Source organism: Holdemania sp. 1001302B_160321_E10, assembly GCF_015552275.1.
Taxonomy (GTDB): Bacteria; Bacillota_I; Bacilli_A; order Erysipelotrichales; family Erysipelotrichaceae; genus Holdemania.
This window is the reverse complement of sequence record NZ_JADNEM010000023.1, coordinates 14,938-32,055: the sequence shown is the minus strand read 5'-3', so window position 1 is coordinate 32,055 and position 17,118 is coordinate 14,938. Positions and strand designations below refer to the sequence as shown.

Sequence of the window (17,118 nt, the reverse complement as noted above, 5' to 3'; positions counted from 1 at the left end):
ATTGGAAAAAGCCCCGCAAAAAACAAGAATTCCTTTCTTTTTTACGATTTCTTTTCTACAATAAAAGGTAGAGAAAGATGAGGAAACAATCATGACTACCTTTGCGATTCAAGATGATTTTATGCTTAACGGCCAGCCTGTCAAACTGATCTCCGGCGCGCTGCATTACTTCCGGATCGTTCCTGAATACTGGCAGGATCGTCTGGAAAAATTAAAAAATATGGGCTGCAACTGCGTGGAAACCTATATCCCATGGAACTACCATGAACCGAAAAAGGGCCAGTTTGATTTCAGCGGACGCAAGGACGTCGCGCGCTTTGTCCGCTTAGCTCAGGATTTAGGTTTGTGGGTCATTTTACGGCCGACGCCGTACATCTGCGCGGAATGGGAATTCGGCGGTCTGCCGGCATGGCTGTTAGCGGACGATTCGATGCGCGTGCGTTCGACTTATCAACCTTATCTTGATGCGGTCGACGCCTACTACGCCGAGCTGTTCAAGGTGATCCGGCCGTTGTTTTTCACTCACGGCGGACCGGTGCTGATGTGCCAGATTGAAAATGAATATGGCTCCTTCGGCAACGACAAGCAATATCTGAAGGCGATCAAGCGTCTGATGGAAAAGCATGGCTGCGATGTGCCGATGTTTACATCCGACGGCGGCTGGCGCGAAGTGCTCGACGCCGGAACCTTACTCAATGAAAGCGTGCTGCCGACTGCCAACTTCGGCTCGCGCACCGACGAACAGATCGGCGCGCTGCGTCAGTTCATGGACGACAACGACATCCACGGCCCGCTTATGTGCATGGAATTCTGGATCGGCTGGTTCAACAACTGGGGATCGCCGCTGAAAACCCGCGACGCAAAGGAGGCGGCAGACGAGCTGGACGCGATGCTGCGTCAGGGCAGCGTCAACATCTACATGTTCCACGGCGGCACCAATCCGGAATTTTATAACGGCTGCAGCTACCACAACGGCATGGATCCGCAGATCACCTCTTACGACTATGCCGCTCCGCTGACGGAGTGGGGTACGGAAGCAGAAAAATACGCCGCTTTCCGCGAGGTCATCGCCAAATATCATCCGATCACTCCGGTGCCGCTGTCCACGCCGATCACCTTTAAAAGCTATGGCGAACTGCGCTGTGAGAACAAGGTTTCCTTATTTAATACACTTTCCTCGCTGGCAAAGCCGATCGAAACCGACATTCCTCAGCCGATGGAAAAGCTGGGGCAGGGCTACGGCTACATCCTGTACCGCGCGCATGTCGGCAAAGCGCGCGAGCTGGCCAAAGCCAAGCTGGCGGATTGCGACGACCGCGCTCAGGTATTTGTCAACCAGAAATTGATCGCCACACAATACAAGGAAACGATGGGAAGCAACATCCCGCTTACGCTCGATCATCCGACTGACAACGTGATCGACATTCTGGTGGAAAACCTCGGCCGCATCAACTACGGCGCAAGTCTGGTTTCTCCGCATCAGCGCAAGGGCATCAAAGGCGGCTTCATGCTGGACCTGCACTTCCACACCGGCTGGCAGCAGTATTGCCTGGAGCTGAACAATGTCGATCAGGTTGATTTCATCGGCGATTATCAGGAAGGTGTTCCGGCATTCTATCAATTTACCGTAGACATTGAAGAACCGGCGGATACGTTCCTGAACCTGAACGGCTGGGGCAAAGGCACAGCGTTTTTGAACGGGGAAAATCTTGGGCGGTTCTGGGAGCTGGGCCCGACGCATTATCTGTATATCCCGGCGCCGTTATTGAAAAAAGGTAAAAATACGATTGTCCTGTTTGAAACAGAAGGCAGAACCGGAACAGTCTCGCTGGACGACCAGCCGCTGATCGATCAGCCGCAGGAAGCCTGAGCCGATGGTCTGGGGAATTCTCTTTCAGCTTCTCATCCTCTTGATCGCACTCACCCTCGTTTATGAAATCATCCGATGTGCGGTGAAACAGGGAATCCTTGACGCCAAAGCGGAGCTTGAGAAAACTGACAAGAAAGACCGGCAAGATCTCCAATAATCAAAGTCCTTTAAAAAAACAGAGCTATCAGCACGTCCTATCATGAGGAGTTCAGAAACTCCCGGACAGGTTTAAAAGCTCTGTTTTTTAATTTAATGGTTTTCTTATTTTCCTATTATTCAAGGTATCTCAGGCTTCATCCGCAATCAGCCAATCCACAACGTTCACCGATTTTATTTTCTTATAAGAAGCGTTCAGTCCCGGATACAGGGATACAATTATCTTCTCATAATGATCAAAGAAACAGGCTTCTGATAATAAGATAGATATCACAGTTGAAATCGATCTGGAAGGCGTTGACCGCCTCTTCCCCAGCGGGGATCCATTGAACTTCATCGAAAAAGATACATTTTTTAATCAATGTAGTTCCATATAACTCACTTATTCCTTCTATTCTATATATTCCCTTGCCTTCTCCAACCACGGTGACTGAAACAGTTCTTATGACTAACAAATTTCTCCAAAGTTCTCATTCACAAGTAGAAAAAAGCCGGACATCAAAGTCCGACTCTTTCATCATCTATCTGCAGATTCCCGATTAATCGTGGTTATTTGCCCTGCGCCGCCGCGACGTTGTGTTCGCACATTGCATGCAGCGGCGTAGCTGGAATGACTTTAGAATTCTGTGTTCTGTCGGTCAGGCTGTCGGCACAGTACACTAACGAAAAGCCTTTCCATGACGCCCGCCGGTAATGAGCTTGGTGATAGGGGAAATGCCGATCCCGGGCGCTGTAGGTCGCGGAGCTGCAGTCGAGACAACCTTCTTCTCCGGCCAGAATCCGATCGCAGAGTTCGATCATGATTGTCAGGACTTCCGGTTTCAACGGTGAACCGTTATGACCGGTGCAGATCCAGTCAAATTCTTCACGCCGCAGATCAAGCTGGATCAACAATTTCCGGTAATCGCTCACCGTCGCCGCCGGCTCGCTGTGAAACTGCCCCGCTTTTTCCGCAAAGCCCGGCAGAAGCAGCACCTGATCCACGTCCAGTTCATCGCCGGCATAGAGGATTCTTTCCGTGTGATCAAAAATCATGATATTGCCCGGAGCGTGACAATCGCAAAGCAGAATTTCCAAGCACCGTTGTCCGAGTTTAAGAATCTGATGGTCCTGCACAAATACCGGCGTATAATCCAAATTCAGCTTCGCGGGATCCTCGTCCATCGCGTTGCGGCTGGACGCCGCCGTTCTTTCCGTCATATACACTTGATCAAACAAGCCGCATTGACCGGTATGATCAATATGGGCATGGGTGCAGATCACCGTCCTGACTGGTTTCTGAATTAAAGCTTCACAGAACTGACGGATCTGGACTTCCCCGCAGCCGCAGTCGATCAGCGCCGGGACCTCTCCGTCCAACAGATAACAGTCGCAGCCGCAGCCCCTTATCCGCCATGTCGTTTTTGTGATCGGTTCCGCCTGAATCATCCTCATGTCCTCCTTGTTTTTAACATTGATTTTCCTCTTCTTTATTGTAAAGGGGAAAAGCTCAAATGCCAACTCCGCACAGGGAGAAATTCGCGGTGAAAGTCCCCGGGCTAGCGCGAATCCTCGCTGTGACATAATTTTCCCTGAACAAAAGAAAGAACAAAAGAAACAAGAAAAAAGATCGAAAACGGAAATGCTTTCGATCTCATATTCTTCTTCCTTACTTCGCCGCCTCGCGCGACTTCTGCGCGTGAGCTGGACGGCGCCGGCGAGCTGGCCGATGACCGGCTGGTTTATTCGCCGGACTGGCTGGCGCCTGGTTCGGGGAACCCACCGTTTTGGACTCCGCCGCCTGCGGCTGAACCGTAGTTTTACACTCAGGATCCTTGACGACCGGAATCGTATATCGGATCAGTTTTTCAATATCCTTCAAATAAGCGCGTTCGTCATTCTGGCAGAAGGAGATCGCAATCCCTTCCTGCCCCGCCCGGGCTGTCCGGCCGATCCGGTGAACATAGGTCTCGCTGATATTGGGAATGTTGTAATTGATGACATGAGAAAGCTTCTCAATGTCAATGCCGCGCGCCGCGATGTCGGTCGCCACCAGCACCTGGATCTCATGATTCTTAAATGCGGCCAGCGCTTTCTGCCGGGCGTTCTGCGATTTGTTGCCATGGATCGCCATCGCCTGAACATGCCCCTTGGTTAAAAAGCGGACAACGCGGTCAGCTTCATGCTTGGTCCGGGTAAAGACCAGCGCCGAGGTGACTTCCTCCTTCTTCAAGACCCGCAGCAGCAGGTCGTTCTTTTCGTGCTTTTCCACATAGTACACACGCTGTTCGATCTTTTCAATCGGCGTGGATACCGGCGTTGCTTCCACGCGGATCGGATTCTTCAGCAGCGAAGCGGCCAGCCCGGCGATCTCCTTCGGCATCGTCGCCGAGAACAGCAGCGTCTGCTTTTTGTTCACCAGCAGCGCGCTGACGCGTTTTACATCGTGGATAAAACCCATGTCCAACATCCGGTCGGCTTCGTCGAGCACAAAGATTTCCACCTGGCTCAGATCCAACAGACGCTGGCCGACCAGATCGAGCAGACGGCCCGGCGTCGCGATCAGAATATCCGCGCCCTTTTTCAGCTGATCGACCTGCGCGCCCTGCTTGACGCCGCCGAAAATCACGACGGTCTTCAACGGCAGGCCCTGGCCGTACAGCTGGAAGTTATCCACAATCTGGATCGCCAGCTCGCGGGTCGGGGTCAGCACCAGCGCCTTGATCGCCCGCTTGCCTTTCTGCGGCTGTTTCATCAGCTGGTCGAGAATCGGCAGTGCAAACGCTGCAGTTTTGCCTGTGCCGGTCTGCGCCAGCCCCAGCAGATCGCGCCCCTCCAAGACCGGCGGGATCGCTTTCTGCTGAATCTTGGTCGGGGTCGTATAGCCCATCCGCTGGCAATTTTTCAAGATTGACGGATGGATTGGTAATTCGTTAAATTTCATGGTTCACTCTTTCTATTCCTAATTCAAAAACAGTGCTTCGGCGCACTGTCAGGATGTCATAACACAATTATGCATCAAGAAATGGGACTTACGGTACATAGTATAGCTCATCTTCGTCTATTTTACCAGAAAAAAGCGCGGAACCCCTTTTCCTGCAGCGCCTCCGCTCCTAAAAACAGGACGGCTTCATTGTCAAAATCCATGCCGCAAGAAACGAACAGTCCCGGAATGATCGCGATTGCCATCAGGCTTATTTCCCGTTACAATAAAGGCGCAAGCTCACAAAAAAGGATGGATTCTGTCCGGTGTCCGGTCCTGAAATCTGCGTCCAGCAAAACGTGGAAAAAGAAAATATCATCGCCGGCTGCTGTCAGGAAAGTATGTTACAAGCAGCTCTTTTGGGGTGCGATGGGATTTTCCACAACGATTTTTCGTTGATCAACAAGCGTTTCCCAGGCGTTTTCGAGGAAAAAGCGTTCCTCGCTGCCCCTCAAGCTCATTCCCACGGTTAAAAATCCGAAAAGAAAGGACAAAATTCATGAAAAACTTTATTTCTCAGATCCAAACCCGGCCGGCCTTATATCAACAGAGTCAGGCGAATATCTGGACTGATCCCTATCTGTCGCAGAAAATGCTCGAAGCTCATCTGGATGAAACGACCGATGGCGCGACACGCCGGGGAGACTTCGTCAGGCAATCCGCAGCCTGGATCGCATCCCAGCTGCCGCCGGATCAGTATCCCCAGCTTCTGGATTTAGGCTGCGGGCCGGGAATCTATGCGGAGCTCTTTGCCCGGCAGGGATATCAAGTTTCCGGAATTGATTTCTCCGTCCGCTCGCTGGATTACGCGAAGCAGTCCGCGGCAGAAAAAGGCCTCTCGATCCAATATCGTCAGGGGGATTACACCCAGATCGAATTCGGCGGGCCATTCCATGTGATCACGCTGATTTATTGTGATTTCGGCGTGCTGATGCCTTCCGCCCGAACAGCCTTATTAAAGCAGATCTACGCTTCCCTGCTTCCCGGCGGTGTTTTTCTGTTCGACGTGTTTACACCGCTGAACTATGAGGGCAAGCCTGAAACGAAGCATTGGTTCGTTGAAGAACAAGGCTACTGGAGCGAGGAGCCGGCGTTGGTCCTGCACGCGTTTTATCGGTATGATCAGGACGCTTCGTATTGTAACCAATATGTCACGATCAAGCCTGACGCGTACACAATCTATCACGTCTGGGAACATGGATTTACCGCTGCAGAATTAGAGCGGGATTTGACCGCGGCGGGCTTTCAGTCCGTTACGTTTTATGGCGATGTGGCAGGCGGGCCGCTGGAAAAAGACAAAACAACGCTGTGTGTGCTGGCAAAAAAGGAATGACGGCTGCGAAAAAAGAACCAATACATTGTCAAAGGATAAGAAGGAAGACCGCTGACTACCACTCTTATCCTGTGACGCGCTGTCCCTTGTTCGCCGCTATGCGAGCCAGCGCTATCCCCAAAACGGATTTTCCGCCTATCCTCGTCTCATGCGGTATCCTGAATTTAAAAATTTTTACAAAAATAACGCAAAAAAATGTCACACAAAGAATTCCCTTCCGTCTAATTATTGAAAGGAGAAATTCAGATGGACAATCAAACTCAACCGCTATCCCCCGCTTTGATTGAGGAGGTGCTGGCGCATAAACCACAGGCCGCGGCAGAATTAGTCCGGCAGCTGCAGACGCCGATCTTTAACCTGGCGCTGCGGATGCTTGGTAGCGTGGCTGACGCCGAAGACGCAACGCAGGAAATCCTGCTTCTGGTTTTGGAAAAACTGCCGGGCTTCCGCGGGGAAAGTGCCTTAAGCACCTGGGTCTACCGGCTTGCGGTCAACCGGCTGATCGACGAAAAGCGCTCGATGTTCGCCACGCATCCGCTGAGCTATGAGGCCTATGCTCAGGATATTCAGGCATACCAGAAAGAATCGCAGCGGGAAGATAAGCAGATTCTGGCCCGGGAACTGAAATATTCGTGTACCAACGTCATGCTTCAATGTCTGAAGCCGCAGGATCGCTGCATCTTCATTCTGGGCACAATGTTTAAAGCCGACAGCCGGCAGGCGGCGGAAATCCTGAACTTAACGCCGGAAGCTTACCGCCAGCGGTTATCCCGCGCCCGTCGGAAAATGGCCGATTTCATGTCGCAGTATTGTTACCTGGCTTCCGGCGGCTGCCGCTGCACCTGCCGGATCGACTTTGCGATTGGCACGCGCCGGCTGGATCCGAACAATCTGGAATATTCCAAGCTGCCGACAGCTGAACCGCAGGTTTTACATCAGCATTTAGAAGCGATGGAAAAAATTGAGGAACACATGACGGTATTCGATACCCTGTCCGCCTACGCGCTGCCGGAAGAAAAGCGGCAGAAATTACAGGAAGTGGTCGCTTCCGTCTGGATGGAGAAAGTATGTCAGAATTAAATTTTGATCTGGCCCTGACGCAGCAGTTTCTTGGCGATCTGGCCCGCAGCAACAGTCTGGACTGGATGCATGCGCATCAGACAGAATACAAGCTGGCGCGAAAACAATTTGAAAATCTGGCCCGCGCAGTCAACGAACAGCTTGCGGTAAACGACCCGCGGCATCTGGACATCGACATTTCCCGCCGGATCAGCCGGCTGAACCGGGACACCCGGTTTTCCAACGATAAGTCGCCCTACAACCCGGTCTTCCGGATTCATTGTTCTCCCTGGGGATCCCAGCCGATTCCCTGCGATCTGTTCCTCGCTCTGACACCCGCTGCCTTGCTTGTGGGCGGCGGCTTGTTTGCTTCGCAGTTTGCGGAAGCGACCATGCTGGTCCGTCAGGCAATTCTGGAACAAGCTGACGTTTTCAGCGCGCTGATCCAGACGCCGGACTTCGCCGTCTGTCTGCCGGTTAAAGGAGAAAGCCTGAAACGAGTGCCGAAGCCATTTCCTGCCGATCATCCGCTGGCGGATTATCTGAAGATGAAGTCATGGTATCTCGAATGCTACATCGAGGGCAATCAGTCCGCTTCAGAAGTCGTCGGTCAGATCGTAAGACTGGCTGAAACCATGCGGCCGTTCAACGAATTCCTGAACCGCGCGCTGGCTTCCTTCACGATGCCGCAGCGCTGAGACCGTCCTCATTGAATCGTTATAAAAGCCGGGGATCTCGGATACTCCCGGCTTTTCTTCTCTGTTCTATTTCGTCAGGCTCGTATTTTACCAACCTTTGGAACAATAAGCTTATAACGGATTCCTTTTCACTCAATCTTCTGCCGGAGCCTCGATCAGGGTAAACTGAAATCCCTCGTCCAATTTAACGAATCGGCAATCAGGAAATACTTTGCTTAAATAGTGGACCATGCCGGCCATGCCTTCCATCTCATTGGTAGAATGATGGCAGAGAATGCAGGGAATTTTGGCATCCAGACACCATTGCAGATCGATCCAGTTCGTGAAGCCATCGTCAGCCAGGATCATGCAATCCACATTCTCCAGCATCATCACCTGCGAATTCATCGCTGCGCCGACGCCCATGCCTAATTTCGTTACCCGCTGATCCGGATTCCCCAGAATTTCCACATAACCGCAGCCATGCGGCTTCAAGGCTTTCGCCAGTTTTTCCGCCAGCTCTGAAACGGTTTCCTTCTCAATCGCCGCGTAATGATAAAAAGAGGAAACCGGGCGTTCGTCAAAGGGAATCCCGGTACTGCGCGCCAGCGAATCCGCCACACCGTAGAATGGAAACTGATCCCAGCCGTCATGACAGCGGTATATGGTAATCTGATGTTTTTGGCAAAGCTTGATCTTTTGATCGCGCAGGTCTTTCATCGTCTTATACGGCGCGGTTGTTTCCACATAGAGGCAATTTTCGTGTGAAATGATAAAATGAATATCCTGTCGGATGCATTCCTCGATCACTTTCATCGTTGCGACCCAGCAGACAGCCACTTGACTGACCTCGGAACTCCCTCCCTCAATCAGGATAAAATCCCGGGTTTTGCGGTAATCCACCCAGGGCGTATGACTTTGAATATGATCAATTATTGTTTGTATTTGCATAAACGAACCTCCTTTGTTTTCATTATAAGCCGAAATCGGTGTCCGATCTTATCAATTTGACTCTATTGTATTTTTTTCAATGTTCTCTCTGATTTCATGCGTCCATCATTATTGCATCACTTTCTTACAAAATCCGCGGCGCTCTATGTTTCTGTCATAAAATCTTATATAATTTCCTTAAAAGAAATGAGGATCCGTAATGGAATTCAAATTTGTAACCTTAACGCCGGATAATCTTGCATCCGAGCATCTCAGCTGCATTATCCGCACGAAAAAAGCACATCCGGGAGTGGAAGCCAAACGCCGGTGGCTGGCTGAGCGGCTTCCGGAGGGCCATATTTTCCGCAAACTGGACGCAAAAGAAAAAGAAACAGCCTTCATTGAATACGCGCCGTTAGAAACTGCCTGGGTTCCGATCAACGGCGATCATTATCTCTATCTCTACTGTCTCTGGGTTACCGGCAGCTTCAAGGGAAAAGGGATTGGTCAGGCTTTGATGGATTCCTGTCTGGCTGACGCAAAACGTCAGGGGAAAGCCGGCGTCTGCATGCTGGGGTCGCACAAACAAAAATCCTGGCTGTCCGATCAGGCATTCGCCAAGAAACAGGGCTTTGAAGTCGTCGATCAAACTGAAAACGGCTATGAGCTTCTGGCTTTGTCGCTGGATGGAACAAAACCGCGATTCATGGAAAACGCTAAACAAATGCGAATTGAGAATCAGGAATTAACACTCTTTTATGACGATCAATGTCCGTTTATCGCGCAATCTATTGAAAGGGTTAAGAAAGAGTGTGAAACTCAGGCTATTCCGTTGACGCTCAGGCATGTTGATACCTTGGAAAAAGCCAAAGCCCTGCCCTGTGTTTTCAACAACTGGGCCTGTTTCTACAAGGGAAAATTTGAAACGGTGAATTTGCTTAACCCTGAGATGCTGAAAAGAATATTAAAATAACAGGACAGGATTTCATAAATCATTTATTCACTTACCGCAAACGAACGTTGAGTTTCTCAGCGTTCGTTTTCTATTTTCAGCTTTTATTTCTTGATTGAATTGTCCAAAAAAAGTGCCGCAATCATCACAAAGAAAACCGGCGCTGATCTGTCCGCCACTTCTCGAATACGAGATCGTGTCTGACAGGGATCGCTTTTTCAAGCATCCCTGCACCTAAAGTCTATTCCTTCTTGAGTTAGTTCATGGCCGTGGTTGTTTTCACAATCTTCATTTCTCTAGTAAATAAATTTTTGTATATCTTTTCCCTTTGTTTCTTCTCTGTATTTAAAAATGTTCTGAAAGCAACCTGTTCAGGTTCAATCAACTCAAACGTGCCATGTTTATGTAATTAAGCATATCCGCTCATTTTTCGCTTAGTTTCATTCGTTTTCACAAAAGATCCCAGGTAATCTTAGCTTTCTTCTGTTTCCAGCAAGGCTATTTCTACTTTTGCGCAATATTAATAGTGTAGGGTCTTTGATGAAGCGGCTGCCCGTCCGGGATGGATCTTTCTTTGGATTCATTTGTTTTTCGAGCTGGATTGTTCAGCTCTGGAAAGGAGGGGCTTTCTATGAATTTTTTCATGGAACTCTTGTTTTCTCTCTCTTTTTCTGAATGGATGTTGATGATTCAAACAACGATCATGATCATTGAATGCAGAATCAGAATTATAGAATTCAAAAGAAAAAACGCCGTCATCCGTCACAAAGATCACCGGCGTTTATCTGTCCACAGCTTCTCTTCGATGAAGAGATAGCTTACGACGGGTGCCGCTTTTTCAAGCGTCCCTACACCCTTAGTATATTCCGTTCCTGAGTTATTTCAAGGGCGTGCGGTTATTTTCATAATTTTCATTTTCAGACACTTTGCTCCATAAAAAAACCGGACAGCGATGCTGGCCGGAATGATTCGTTCTTAACGCAGATCTTCCTGCGTCGTAATCTTGATATTTTTATACGATCCCAGCACCGCGTACACCGCTTCGCCGGTTAACAGTTCTACGACCTGCGCGTCGTCGGTCGCCTGTACCTTTTCCTGACGCGCCTTGCGGTACGCCCGCAGAATCAGCGACGTCTTAAACGCCTGCGGCGTCTGCGCCTGCACCAGCTGGCTGCGGTTCGGCGTTTCCTTAATCTTTCCGTCTTCAATGACCTTGATCGTATCCTTGCACGGCACCGTCAACAGACAAGCGTCATGCTCGCTTAAGCTCTGGCAGAGCCGGTCCAGACATTCCTGTTCCAGAAACGGCCGCGCGCCGTCATGGATCAGCACATAATCCTCACTGACCGCCATTAATCCGTTGAATACGCTCTCCTGACGGGTTGTGCCGCCTTCCACAAACACAACGTTCCCCCGTTGTGTCCGGTTGCGCATACAGCGCACGTAATCCTCACGCTGAGTCACAATCACGATTTGTTTGCACCGTGAGTCCGCCTCGAAAATGCTCATCGTCTTTTCCAAAACATTCTTTCCGTCCGCAAAGGTGTAGAACACCTTGTTGTAGCCAAGATTCATCCGGCGCCCCTGTCCGGCAGCCACGATCAATGCTGAATATTCCATCCTGTTCCCTCTTTTTCGCCCTTATGGTAGTGTTTATTTTATCACACCCCGATAAGTCCGGCAATGGACTGAACCGGATTTCACAAATCCCGGCGGATTTTTACAGGATTCAGCCCGCGGATTTTTTAAAATGCCGCGTTAGATAAGAGCGAATCTGACGATCGATCTTTTCCGGGTCTTCCCCTTCCACATCAAACGGCGTATCCTCGCCCAGCTCCATTGCCAGCTGCGGCAGTTTGCGCGTCATCTCCTGATAACGCCGCCGCGCCAGCGTCTCCATTTCCGTGCTGTCCAGCGTCCGGAAATCCAGAACTGCATCGGCCAGCGCCGTCCAGCCTTCCTCTTCGGTTTTTACCGTCACTGCCTGATAGCCCAATCCGGACACGGCGTGACTTTGTTCGCTGTCCAGAAGTATCAGACAATGCCGCAGATCCACCTTCCGCCCCGCTTCTTCCTCGATCATTCCCTGTTCGATGCCTTTGCGCAGGATCGCCGCACATTCCGGACGGGCAGCGTCCAGATTGCGGATCAACAACAGCGAATAGGGCGAACGCCGCAGTTTCTCCAGCCACAGCGAATATTGTTGATCTACGCCATGAACGAAGCGATAACCAGCCTGACTGTCCTGGTAATCCATCATATCTACTTCAATCCGCCGCTCGTTTTGACCAAAGTACAGCTGCGCCAGCACCTTCGCCAGCCGCTGCTTCAAGGAAAACTGCTTTCCGCAAAGCAGCCATACGCCTAACGGACGTTCCTGTACGACGCCCAGCTCCATCCACTGCAGCTGCTGATCAATCTGCGTCAGAATGTCTTCCTGACCGATCAGCTCCATGCGCAGCCGCTGCATCACCCGGTCCTTGCGGCAGCGGTCCTGTAACGGCACATCGGTGAGTTGTTCTAAAATCTGATCAATATCCCGCTGCTCCACTTCTTCACGACAATCCATCCGCGCGCTGGCGCAGGCCAGATCAATGACATCCAGCGCCTTGTCCGGCAGCTTGCGCGAGGGCATGAAATATTGTGTGCTTTCCATCAGCGGGCCAACCAGCCTGAACGGAAATCGAATCTGATGATGCTGCTCGTATTCGGGAATCTTCGCTTCGATCATCCGCCGGGCGGAATCCAGATCCGGCTCTTCAATCATGACCGGCTGAAAGCGCCGCTGCAGCGCCCGATCCTTTTCAATGAACTTCAGATATTCATCATAGGTCGTCGCGCCGATGCAGCGGATTTCTCCGCGCGCCAAAACCGGTTTCAGCACACCGGCCACGTCGATCGAACCCTCCGCCTTGCCGGCGCCGATGATCTGATGAATTTCGTCAATAAAAAGAATGACCTGGGGAAATTGCCGCAGGGCATCCAGGATTTTCTGAATCTTCTCTTCAAACTCGCCGCGGTACTTTGTACCTGCCACCAGACCGTTGACGCTCAGTTCAAAGATGACGCTGCCGCGCAGACAATCCGGCACCTCATTCTCGTCGATGCTTTTGGCCAGCTGTTCCACCAACGCCGTCTTGCCGACGCCCGGATCCCCCAAAAGCAGCGGATTCGCTTTTTCCTTACGGCACAGGATCCGGATGATCGAATTCATCTGCGCCTGCCGTTCAACGATATTGGAAGGCCGGCGGGTCATCCACTGGTTCAGGTTGCGCAGCTCGCGGATGGCATTCAGACTTTCGATATCCTGCCGGTTCAGCTCCGCGATCAATCCGGCGATATCCACATCATACCGTCTCAACAGCTCCGAAGCGACGTTATTGGGTGTTTCCAACAATGTCCGCGTCAACATTTTCAGCGTGATCACCGGCGGCGTGGAACGGGCCGCTTCCACCAGACATTTCTCCAGAATTTCCTGGACAGTCTGCGTATATTCCGTCTGTCTTGTTTCTTCCTCATTAAAACCAAACAGCACCTGAATATCCTCTTTCAGCTGTTCGGCGGTAATTCCGCGTTCGCTCAGCAATTTCTGCAGCGCGGAGTTGTCCGTCTGCAGAATGCCGATTAATAAATGCTCCGTCCCGATAAAGGTGTTTTTCATCTGCCGCGCCACCGTGCGGGCAGCCTGGATCGCCTTTTGAGCCTGAGGATCAAAATTGGTTTTCATCCTCGCGATTCCTCCTTCCAAACCGTTGAACTTCCCAGTTCAAGTTCAGTGATAGTATTGCCCCGGCCCGAGATCACTACACCACGGCCGTCTGTTCCAATTTTTAGGATTTCCCCTGGCGTTTTCAACATGCTTCATTTCAGTTTATCATCCAGGGAGAAAACTTATGCCCGGATCTTCGCTTTGTCCCTGCCTGAATCGCTTTCAAATTATGAAACTGAAATGAAACCAGGTAAGTTTACCTCACTTTTTTTCGAATAAATTATGAAAATCGTTCCAATCGCGATTTCTTTATGACTTCTGGACAAAAACATTTTATAATGGAAGCAATGGCCCGTAAAAGGCAGACATGAAGCGAGGTGAAAACATGATCGTTACAACCAAAACCGGGGATCAGGGAACGACCGGGATTCAGGGTGAGCGGATTTCCAAAGCAGATCCGTTAATCGAAGTCCTGGGCGATCTGGACGAACTGAGCGCTGAATGTCTGTTGCTAGCCAGCGGATTTGCCAGATATAGAAAACCGATGGAACAGATCGTGAACCAGATCAGCGCCGCCAGCGCGAAGTTGGCCGGGTATGGCAGCGCGGATTTGGAAAGTTATACCCGGAAGCTGGAAACGGAAATTTATTCGCGGGTCTCAGCGGCTGGTGAATTCCGGTTTCATTATCCAATCGACAATTCCGAAAGCGCGATGCTGAATCGGCTGCGGGCAATCAGCCGGCGCGTCGAGCGGCATTGGTGGAAGCTGCAGGAAACCCGGAAGACAGATCCGTCGCTGGGCGTCTATCTGAACCGGATCAGCGATTATTTTTACGCGCTGCAGATTCAGAGTGCGAAGGGTTCGGAAATTTAAGCATAGGAGGAAGCATTCATATTATGGGATATCGCAAGGAAACAATCGCTAAACTCAATCAGGACATCCGGGAATTTTTTCCCTATTTAACTGAAATCCAACCGGAAGATCACACGATCCATTCCGGTGTTTCACGGCTGGTCATGCTTGACCGCTACGCCCAAAAGGACCGCGAACTCAGAACGCTGGGCATCGGCGACATCGTGCTGACCGTCATCAAAGAGGACCCGAAATATCCGGCCCGGGGCGTCGGCGTCGTCAAAGCGATCGACTGGGAAAATGAGAGCGTGACGATTGAAATTGAAGAAGAATTCCGCGGTACGCTGGAAGACGAGCAGGAGTCGATCACGGGGATGATCCGCCGGCCGTTTGCGGAAATCGACAAGCCGATGGAAATTTACTATGAACAAATCGCGCGCCGGGTCGGCACCGCGCTGGCGGAGCCGGAAACCGATGAAGAACAGCGGAAAAAATATGCCGGCTTGTTTACTGAACAGTTAAAGAAACTCAACGTCATCCCGGCCGGACGCGTCTTGTTCGGCGCGGGCAGCGGTACGCAGGTTACCTATTTCAACTGCTTCGTTATGCCGTTTGTCGAGGATTCCCGCGGCGGCATTGCGGAACATCGCAAGGAAGTCATGGAAATCATGTCCCGCGGCGGCGGGGTCGGGACCAACGGTTCGACACTGCGTCCGAAGCATGCCCCGGCCAAAGGCGTCGGCGGCCGCAGCAGCGGTGCGGTCAGCTGGCTGAACGACATCGCCAACCTGACCAATCTGGTCGAGCAGGGCGGTTCGCGGCGCGGCGCGCAGATGATCATGTTGGCGGACTGGCATCCGGACATCATCGAGTTCATCATTTCCAAAATGCAGAATCCGCGCGTGCTGAAATGGCTGAGTGAAAACAGTAAAGACGAACAGGTACGCGAACTGGCTCAGCGCAAACTGAAATTTATTCCGCTTTCCCGGCTGGAACGGCAGATGCTGGAAACCTTGATCGAAAGCAAAAACACGCCGGCTGACGTTCTGGACTATGCTCAGCAGACACTGTTGGAAGGCGGTCGTCTGGAAGTGGTCAATCCGGAATTCTTAAGCGGCGCCAACATTTCCGTAACACTAACCGACGAATTTATGGAAGCGGTGGAAAAGAACGGGACCTTTGATCTGCGGTTCCCGGACATCGCCAATTATACCCCGCAGCAGAAAGAAGCCTACGATACCCATTGGCACAAGATCGGCGACGTCCGCGAGTGGGAAGCACTGGGTTATCCGATCAAGACCTACCGCACGATCCACGCCCGCGATCTGTGGGATCTGATCTGCTTCTGCGCGACCTACTCGGCGGAACCGGGCATCTTCTTCATCGACAACGCCAACAAAATGACCAACGCTAAAGCCTATGGTCAGAAAGTCGTCGCCACCAATCCATGCGGGGAACAGCCGCTGGCGCCGTATTCCGTCTGCAACCTGGCCGCCGTCAATCTCGCCAACTTCGTCGACAAGAAAGACGGCCGGATCCTGTTTGATGAACTGGCGGAAACGGTCGCACTGACCGTGCGGATGCAGGACAACGTCATCAACAGCACCCCGTATTTCCTCAAGGCCAACGAAAATCAGGCGCTGGGCGAACGGCGCGTCGGTTTGGGCGTCATGGGCCTGCACGACATGTTGATCTGGAACCGCAAGCGCTATGGCTCGCCGGAAGCGCTGGAAACGATCGATCAGGTCTTCCACTGCATCGCCCGCGCGGCTTATCAGACGTCGGTCGAGCTGGCGAAGGAAAAAGGCAGCTTCCCGTTCTTTACCAGCGGTGAAGCGTTCATCAACACCGGATACATGAAGCAGATGGACGAGGACATCCGGCAGTCCATCCTGAAATACGGAATCCGGAATTCGCATCTGTTAACGATTGCCCCAACGGGTTCGACCGGCACGATGGTCGGCGTCTCCACCGGTCTGGAACCGTATTTCAGCTTCTCTTACTTCCGTTCGGGACGGCTGGGCAAGTTCATCGAAGTCAACGCGGCGATCGTCGATCAGTGGCTGGCGCTCAATCCGGGCTACACCCGCGATACGCTGCCGGAGTTCTTCGTCAGCGCGATGGAGCTGACGCCGGAAGAACACGCCGATACCCAATGTGTAATCCAGCGCTGGATCGATTCCTCCATCTCCAAGACAGTCAACGCCCCGCGGGGCTTCTCGGTTCGGCAGGTTCAGCACATCTATGAACGGCTGTACGCGGGCGGCGCAAAAGGCGGGACGGTGTACGTTGACGGTTCACGTGATTCCCAGGTACTGACCTTGAGCAACGAGGAAGAAAACAGCTGGGATCAGATGGATATTGAGCGTGATTTCGGTGTTCCGGTTAAAAAGACGCAGGAAGCGGAAAAGAAAATCGATCTGCGCGCGGACCGGCAGGACCGCAATATCGGCGTGGAGGTCGGCGATATCTGCCCGATCTGCCTGGAAGGCATCGTCGAAGAAATCGGCGGCTGCAATACCTGCACCAACTGCAACGCACAGCTGAAATGCGGCTTGTAGACGTCTTCTCCTGCTTTGTTTTCCATTCAAAAAGCTAAAAAAGGATTGCGTACTGT

At 51.6% G+C, this 17,118-nt stretch carries 15 protein-coding genes; 9 read left to right on the top strand and 6 right to left on the bottom strand.

From position 1 onward, the window contains the following. The first annotated feature begins 91 nt into the window (after window positions 1–91). On the top strand, window positions 92–1,870 hold the full coding sequence (locus tag I2D94_RS13345) for a beta-galactosidase family protein (RefSeq protein ID WP_195397282.1): 1,779 nt from the start codon (window positions 92–94) through the stop codon (window positions 1,868–1,870). Window positions 1,871–1,874: 4 nt separating this feature from the next. Then, window positions 1,875–2,027: a hypothetical protein gene (locus tag I2D94_RS13340; protein ID WP_159432828.1), complete on the top strand. Its 153-nt coding sequence runs from the start codon at window positions 1,875–1,877 to the stop codon at window positions 2,025–2,027. A 548-nt stretch (window positions 2,028–2,575) separates the two neighbouring features. Here I2D94_RS13340 and I2D94_RS13335 read toward each other — a convergent pair. The 3 genes from I2D94_RS13335 to I2D94_RS18520 form a co-directional block, all read right to left on the bottom strand. Continuing rightward, window positions 2,576–3,454 carry an MBL fold metallo-hydrolase gene (locus I2D94_RS13335; RefSeq protein ID WP_195397281.1) on the bottom strand — a complete coding sequence of 293 codons (879 nt, stop codon included), beginning with the start codon at window positions 3,452–3,454 and terminating at the stop codon, window positions 2,576–2,578. Window positions 3,455–3,674: 220 nt separating this feature from the next. Next, window positions 3,675–4,949 (bottom strand): DEAD/DEAH box helicase, encoded by a 1,275-nt coding sequence (locus I2D94_RS13330; protein ID WP_195397280.1) that lies wholly within the window; start codon window positions 4,947–4,949, stop codon window positions 3,675–3,677. A gap of 122 nt (window positions 4,950–5,071) precedes the next feature. After that, on the bottom strand, window positions 5,072–5,194 hold the full coding sequence (locus tag I2D94_RS18520) for a hypothetical protein (RefSeq protein ID WP_255370403.1): 123 nt from the start codon (window positions 5,192–5,194) through the stop codon (window positions 5,072–5,074). Window positions 5,195–5,254: 60 nt separating this feature from the next. On the opposite strand from I2D94_RS18520, the gene I2D94_RS13325 reads away from it, so the two are divergent. From I2D94_RS13325 to I2D94_RS13310, 4 genes are all read left to right on the top strand, one after another. After that, on the top strand, window positions 5,255–5,461 hold the full coding sequence (locus I2D94_RS13325) for a hypothetical protein (RefSeq protein ID WP_072685591.1): 207 nt from the start codon (window positions 5,255–5,257) through the stop codon (window positions 5,459–5,461). Between the two features lie 26 nt (window positions 5,462–5,487). Then, window positions 5,488–6,321 (top strand): bifunctional 2-polyprenyl-6-hydroxyphenol methylase/3-demethylubiquinol 3-O-methyltransferase UbiG, encoded by an 834-nt coding sequence (locus I2D94_RS13320; RefSeq protein ID WP_195397279.1) that lies wholly within the window; start codon window positions 5,488–5,490, stop codon window positions 6,319–6,321. Between the two features lie 246 nt (window positions 6,322–6,567). After that, entirely contained in the window at window positions 6,568–7,401 is an 834-nt protein-coding gene (locus I2D94_RS13315; RefSeq protein WP_195397278.1) for an RNA polymerase sigma factor, read from the top strand. Further along, window positions 7,389–8,078 carry a DUF2461 domain-containing protein gene (locus I2D94_RS13310; protein WP_195397277.1) on the top strand — a complete coding sequence of 230 codons (690 nt, stop codon included), beginning with the start codon at window positions 7,389–7,391 and terminating at the stop codon, window positions 8,076–8,078. Before I2D94_RS13315 ends, I2D94_RS13310 begins: the two co-directional genes overlap by 13 nt. Before the next feature lie 132 nt (window positions 8,079–8,210). Here the strand turns inward: I2D94_RS13310 and I2D94_RS13305 are convergent, their stop codons facing one another. Next, on the bottom strand, window positions 8,211–9,008 hold the full coding sequence (locus I2D94_RS13305) for a Nif3-like dinuclear metal center hexameric protein (protein ID WP_195397276.1): 798 nt from the start codon (window positions 9,006–9,008) through the stop codon (window positions 8,211–8,213). Between the two features lie 199 nt (window positions 9,009–9,207). Between I2D94_RS13305 and I2D94_RS13300 the strand changes: the two genes are divergently transcribed. Further along, a complete protein-coding gene (locus I2D94_RS13300; protein ID WP_195397275.1) occupies window positions 9,208–9,960 on the top strand; it encodes a GNAT family N-acetyltransferase in 753 nt (250 codons plus the stop codon). A 954-nt stretch (window positions 9,961–10,914) separates the two neighbouring features. Here the strand turns inward: I2D94_RS13300 and ispD are convergent. Beyond that, entirely contained in the window at window positions 10,915–11,559 is a 645-nt protein-coding gene (ispD, locus tag I2D94_RS13295) for a 2-C-methyl-D-erythritol 4-phosphate cytidylyltransferase (protein WP_072685584.1), read from the bottom strand. 109 nt (window positions 11,560–11,668) lie between these two features. Further along, window positions 11,669–13,666: an AAA family ATPase gene (locus tag I2D94_RS13290; RefSeq protein WP_072685583.1), complete on the bottom strand. Its 1,998-nt coding sequence runs from the start codon at window positions 13,664–13,666 to the stop codon at window positions 11,669–11,671. A 349-nt stretch (window positions 13,667–14,015) separates the two neighbouring features. Here I2D94_RS13290 and I2D94_RS13285 point away from each other — a divergent pair, with 349 nt between their 5' ends. Beyond that, entirely contained in the window at window positions 14,016–14,522 is a 507-nt protein-coding gene (locus I2D94_RS13285) for an ATP:cob(I)alamin adenosyltransferase (RefSeq protein WP_083538658.1), read from the top strand. Window positions 14,523–14,545: 23 nt separating this feature from the next. After that, on the top strand, window positions 14,546–17,062 hold the full coding sequence (locus I2D94_RS13280) for a vitamin B12-dependent ribonucleotide reductase (RefSeq protein WP_195397274.1): 2,517 nt from the start codon (window positions 14,546–14,548) through the stop codon (window positions 17,060–17,062). The last annotated feature ends 56 nt before the right edge of the window (window positions 17,063–17,118 follow it).

Excerpts from the sequence above, each read along its gene's own strand:
- I2D94_RS13345 (WP_195397282.1), top strand. The coding sequence starts at position 92 with ATGACTACCTTTGCGATTCAAGATGATTTTATGCTTAACGGCCAGCCT.
- I2D94_RS13320 (WP_195397279.1), top strand. The coding sequence starts at position 5,488 with ATGAAAAACTTTATTTCTCAGATCCAAACCCGGCCGGCCTTATATCAA.
- ispD (WP_072685584.1), bottom strand. The coding sequence starts at position 11,559 with ATGGAATATTCAGCATTGATCGTGGCTGCCGGACAGGGGCGCCGGATG.
- I2D94_RS13300 (WP_195397275.1), top strand. The coding sequence starts at position 9,208 with ATGGAATTCAAATTTGTAACCTTAACGCCGGATAATCTTGCATCCGAG.
- I2D94_RS13330 (WP_195397280.1), bottom strand. The coding sequence starts at position 4,949 with ATGAAATTTAACGAATTACCAATCCATCCGTCAATCTTGAAAAATTGC.
- I2D94_RS18520 (WP_255370403.1), bottom strand. The coding sequence starts at position 5,194 with ATGGCAATCGCGATCATTCCGGGACTGTTCGTTTCTTGCGGCATGGAT.
- I2D94_RS13315 (WP_195397278.1), top strand. The coding sequence starts at position 6,568 with ATGGACAATCAAACTCAACCGCTATCCCCCGCTTTGATTGAGGAGGTG.
- I2D94_RS13285 (WP_083538658.1), top strand. The coding sequence starts at position 14,016 with ATGAAGCGAGGTGAAAACATGATCGTTACAACCAAAACCGGGGATCAG.
- I2D94_RS13280 (WP_195397274.1), top strand. The coding sequence starts at position 14,546 with ATGGGATATCGCAAGGAAACAATCGCTAAACTCAATCAGGACATCCGG.
- I2D94_RS13310 (WP_195397277.1), top strand. The coding sequence starts at position 7,389 with ATGTCAGAATTAAATTTTGATCTGGCCCTGACGCAGCAGTTTCTTGGC.
- I2D94_RS13335 (WP_195397281.1), bottom strand. The coding sequence starts at position 3,454 with ATGATTCAGGCGGAACCGATCACAAAAACGACATGGCGGATAAGGGGC.
- I2D94_RS13290 (WP_072685583.1), bottom strand. The coding sequence starts at position 13,666 with ATGAAAACCAATTTTGATCCTCAGGCTCAAAAGGCGATCCAGGCTGCC.
- I2D94_RS13340 (WP_159432828.1), top strand. The coding sequence starts at position 1,875 with ATGGTCTGGGGAATTCTCTTTCAGCTTCTCATCCTCTTGATCGCACTC.
- I2D94_RS13305 (WP_195397276.1), bottom strand. The coding sequence starts at position 9,008 with ATGCAAATACAAACAATAATTGATCATATTCAAAGTCATACGCCCTGG.